We start from the raw sequence: 4843 nt of genomic DNA, 5'->3' as shown, positions 1-4843 counted from the left end.
TCGCTTATGGAGTGGCTTGAGGCTACGGATATAGATGATCATAGGCCGGAGGTGGCCGACCATCTGCATGTTTTTATTATTGATAATGCTAAAACGTTAAATGAAGATAATGAGTTTTCTGTCATTGTAAAAGAAAACCAGAATCTTTTGGATAAATTAATTAACGTGATACCTAATGCTAACACTGGTGGTGCTGGAGGATTTACCCGTGGAATGATAGAGGCTATTGACAGGAAAGAAAACTATAATTTAACACATGTGCTTCTAATGGATGATGATGCGATATTTGATCCAGATATCTTTGTTAGGTTGTATGGTGTATTGAAATTTCTTAGGCCAGAATACAAGGATATTACTGTGGGAGGAGCATTGTGGCGGCAAGATTATCCATTTATCCAGTATGCAGCCGGTGAATGGTACAAGCACATGGATATAATCAATGACATTCCTTCACTTGATTTACGTTCGTTTGAAGCCTGCACCAGACCTGAGATGTGCACTTCTGACAATGAATTACTCAGATATAGCGGCTGGTGGTGTTGCTGTTACAGCCTAAATACTGTGCGAAAAGATAATCTTCCAATGGAGCAGATGTTTATTCATATGGATGATATCGAGTATGAAAAGCGAAATAGACAAAAAGGGAATCCTGTTGCTTTTTTTAATGGAATTGGGGTATGGCACAAACCATTTGACACTGAGTTTCTTGGAGTTAAGACTTATTACAATACACGGAATTCACTTATCTTATCATCAAAACTTGAGAAGGACTTAGATTACCTTTACATGAAGAAGCGAGTGTGTCGTATGATGATTGGTAACTGTATGGATAACCGTTATCTTAAGGTGCATTTGATTTATATGGGCATTATGGATTTCCTAAAGGGGCGTGAGTGGTTTGAAAAATTAGACACTGAAGTCTATCATCAGTCCCTGCTACGATATGTTAAAGCATGGCAAGAAAAGATGCTGATCACGGATTTGGATGACCCTCGTATCAGGGCTTATAAAGGTGAAATAGTTAAATTTCAGAGTAATCCTATATCACTTGACGAAGTGCTTAGTACATATGAGAACCCAAACGTGCATCTGCCTTTTTTGAAGAAGATAACATTAAACGGGAAGTTGTTGCCATCTAAGAGGGATGTGGCTATAGTTTTCCCTTATGACAGACTTTGGAAAAAAGGATACAGGCTTAGCCGTTATGCCTTTGTACAAAGAGATCCAAATAAGATTTACTATGTAAAGAACAGTTTGTCTGAGAGACTTGCTCTTTTGTATATGCTTGTTATGGTTATGAAAAAATTCAATAAATCAGCATTGGATGAGTTCAGAGAATAGTATAGATAAGTGTTAGGGATGCTTATTCTTCATGCTTCCGATGGCAAGTTGTATCTATACGATATGGTAAATACAAAAAAAGAAGCAAGCACCCCGCTTAAGCAATAGCTGTACGGTAACAAACTCGCTTCTTTTGAAGCTATTATATTTGATAGTAGGAAAAAAGTAAAGAGCAAATAAACTTATCAAACATTTGGAACAGCACACCCTGAAAAGTGTGTGAATAAATAACCATGCTCCTTGACAACTTCATATCTTACATTAGGAATTAATCCTTGAACAATACTTTTGCATATGCTATCCTAGACAAGCTGTAACACACAAAGTTGTCTACAAGCTTACGATGAAGCATGACAAAGTGCAGGATAAGGTAGGTGGTATTATGGGCGGCAAGGTTTTAGATTTACCGGAGATCAGAATATTTCATGAAGGCAAGGCTGAGGGACTCAAGGAAGGCGAAGCAGAACGCAAGAAGCTTTCTGAGGAGAATGCAGAATTGGAAGAGGAGATTTCTTCTCTTAAGGCAGAACTTGAAAAGCTGAGGAAACAGATAAAGCAATAATATATTTCTCAATAGAATTAACTCCTAATGTAAGGTATGAAGATGCCTTTCGTTAGGAGTTTTTTAGTTGGTAATACAGAGGAGGAATTTATAAGACATGCTTATTGTGCTTGATGTACTTATGTTTATAGTTCCAGCTCTTTTCTCTATTACAATCCATGATTATCTGCGGCATGGAGAACTTTCCCTTAGAAGAAAACTTATATTTTTTTCGATATATCTTTTGCTGATAAATGCAATAACTCTTGCAGTTTCATATATGCGTGGAGTAAGAGAACTTAACTTTAGCGATATGACATTGTCTTACAGGCTTAAATATCTGGGACTTGGTGGAGTCCTTGGATTTCTAGTGCCGTTTATAGTATGTCTTTTGACTGAGGACATTATTACAATTGGCGGTTTTATACGTTATGGAAAGAGGTTTATAAGAGATATCAAAAGATATATGCCCTATGCGGTATGGGCTGCCAAGGCGGATCTTGGAGCTGAGGTTGCAAGCTCTTACCTTAACTGGCTCTGGTGGCTTATAGAGCCTTTCTGTATGATGATCATCTATACTGTTATCTTTGGGTATGTATTTAAGGCCAAAGAGCAGTATTTTCCAGTATTTATCTTCACGGGAATTACCATGTGGGGGTTCTTCTCAAGAAGTATCAATGGAAGTGTCAACACGGTGAGAAATGGCAAGGACATTATTACCAAGGTCTATATGCCCAAGTATATTCTTCTTTTATCCAAGATGTTTGTTAATGGCTTTAAGATGATGGTGTCTTTTGGAGTTATTGCCGTGATGATGCTGGCCTTTAGGGTGCCGGTGAGTTGGAACCTCATGTGGATGGTGCCCATACTTCTTGTGCTGTTTCTTTTTACCTTTGGAGTGGGATGCATCATGATGCACTATGGTGTGTATGTTAATGATCTTGGTTATATTACTGGGATTGTGCTGCAGATGATGATGTACTTGTCAGGGGTGTTCTATTCGATTTCCAAGAGAATTCCTGAGCCTTTCGGAGAGGTGATTGAGAAATTTAATCCAGTTGCTTTTTTGATCTCTGCAATGAGGTCTTCAATTTTGTACTGCGAGACACCAGGGATTATGGTAATAGCAGTATGGGGGCTTATTTCGCTGGTACTAATTGCACTAGGGGTGTTTACCATTTATTCCAATGAAAATGCTTATGTGAAGGTAATCTAAAGGAGCAGAAATGTCAAAAGAACTTGCTATTGAAGTTAAGGATGTGAGCATAAGCTACCGCATTCTGAATAATATATCCATACGCAGTACTCTTTTTCACAAGAAGACAAGAGATGAGGTTTTCGAGGCAGTTAAGGGAGTGTCTTTTGAAATTGAAAAAGGCGGGATACTGGGAATTATTGGAAAGAATGGAAGTGGCAAGTCTACGCTGCTTAGGTCTATTGCTGGGGTCTTTTCGCCTAATTCCGGATCTATTGATCTTCATGGACATTCGGTATCGCTCATGGCTCTTGGAGTTGGCTTTAAGCCGCTGCTTACAGGGCGGGCCAATATCATGCTGTCAGGGCTGCTTCTTGGATTTAAGGAAAAAGAGATCCAGGAGAGGATGGATGAAATCATCGAGTTTGCGGAACTCGGAGATTTTATAGACAGGCCGGTAAGAACCTATTCAAGTGGTATGCATTCCAAGCTTGCTTTTGCCATAACAGCAATGCTGGAGACTGATATCATGCTGGTAGATGAAGTACTTTCTGTTGGAGATGAGCGCTTTAAAAAGAAGAGTCTTGCCAAGATGAAGGAGCTGATTTCTGATGAGGATAGAACAGTAATCATAGTGTCTCATAGCATAGAGACCTTGAAAGAACTATGCGATAAGGTCATGTGGATGCATGACGGAGAGATCAGGGAAATGGGTGAGCCGGAGGCTGTCCTGGAAAACTATGCTGAGTTTATGAGGGCGTGACTTAGGTACCGTGCCCCCCTGAAAAGTGTGTGAACAAATAGTCCTGATTGAACACAAATCCAGCGTAGATTATAATGTCAGTATGCAGATACTGCGTTACATGGTCTACATTTGGGACGACTATGAAAGGCGTGAAGAGAAGCGGGCGCCTGGGACTATCACTTCTTATGATTCTGAATAAGATAAGGGATACTGAAGAGTTTAGTTCTCTGAATCTGCCCAAAGACTATTTGGACAATCTATCTGCCAATGCACCTCAAGATGTATTAGATGTACTTGCTAGAGTAGTGGCAGTACTATTAAGAAAGCATCATGTTTCGGAGAATGAGGTTCAGGATTTTGTAAGTCAGATAAAGGAGCGTCATATGAGTGATTTATTTGCAAACTTTAAAGCTACTGTCAATGTTCAGGAAGAGCGTAGGATAGGGCGAAAGATAGGGCAAAAGATAGGGCAAAAGATAGGGCAAAAGATAGGGCAAAGTATTGGCGAAGAAACCAAGTTGATAAAGCTGGTATGTAATAAACTTCAGAAAGGCTGGACTGCTGAGAAGATTGCTGACTTATTCGAGGAAGATCTTGGCTATATACAGAAGATAATTGAGGCTGCAATTGAGTATGCTCCTGACTATGATGCTGATAAGATTTATGCGAAATTACATGATGAGCATGGTGATGCTATAGAAGCTTGATCAAGATATTTTTTGATGATAACTCCTGATGTAAGGTATGAAATTGCCTTTGTCAGGAGCTTTTTTGTTTTTCTACATATGGACAGTATTAGCACTTCGAGGTGTTGCATTCCATGAAACTACAATCACTTCTATATCCCACTAAACAAATATGCAACGAAGAAGCTCTTTATCTCCACAGAGATGGGAGCTTACTTTCATTTGACGGCTTTTTTAATTTCTTTTACCTGGAAAAGCATCATAAATACTGCAGTATCGAGAGTTTGAGCCTGGAGCTGTCCATTAGAGGAATCAAAAAGCTTCAGATCATGCAT

General features: G+C 39.3%; 5 protein-coding genes. All 5 read left to right on the top strand.

What is annotated here, in order from left to right; all coding sequences use genetic code 11:
• The coding region (locus tag BLO53_RS18755) for a glycosyltransferase (protein WP_143003290.1) at positions 1 to 1341 on the top strand (1341 nt) is incomplete at its 5' end.
• Positions 1342 to 1684: 343 nt separating this feature from the next.
• A complete protein-coding gene (locus BLO53_RS18750) occupies positions 1685 to 1903 on the top strand; it encodes a hypothetical protein (RefSeq protein WP_092065206.1) in 219 nt (72 codons plus the stop codon).
• Between the two features lie 97 nt (positions 1904 to 2000).
• Positions 2001 to 3098: an ABC transporter permease gene (locus BLO53_RS18745; RefSeq protein WP_242875406.1), complete on the top strand. Its 1098-nt coding sequence runs from the start codon at positions 2001 to 2003 to the stop codon at positions 3096 to 3098.
• 10 nt (positions 3099 to 3108) lie between these two features.
• On the top strand, positions 3109 to 3840 hold the full coding sequence (locus BLO53_RS18740; RefSeq protein ID WP_092065203.1) for an ABC transporter ATP-binding protein: 732 nt from the start codon (positions 3109 to 3111) through the stop codon (positions 3838 to 3840).
• 122 nt (positions 3841 to 3962) lie between these two features.
• Entirely contained in the window at positions 3963 to 4529 is a 567-nt protein-coding gene (locus tag BLO53_RS18730) for a hypothetical protein (protein WP_176757373.1), read from the top strand.
• Positions 4530 to 4843: the final 314 nt, after the last annotated feature.

The organism is Butyrivibrio sp. INlla14, from assembly GCF_900102515.1.
In the GTDB taxonomy this organism is placed as follows: Bacteria; Bacillota; Clostridia; order Lachnospirales; family Lachnospiraceae; genus Butyrivibrio.
This window is presented reverse-complemented; position numbering and strand designations above follow the sequence as displayed.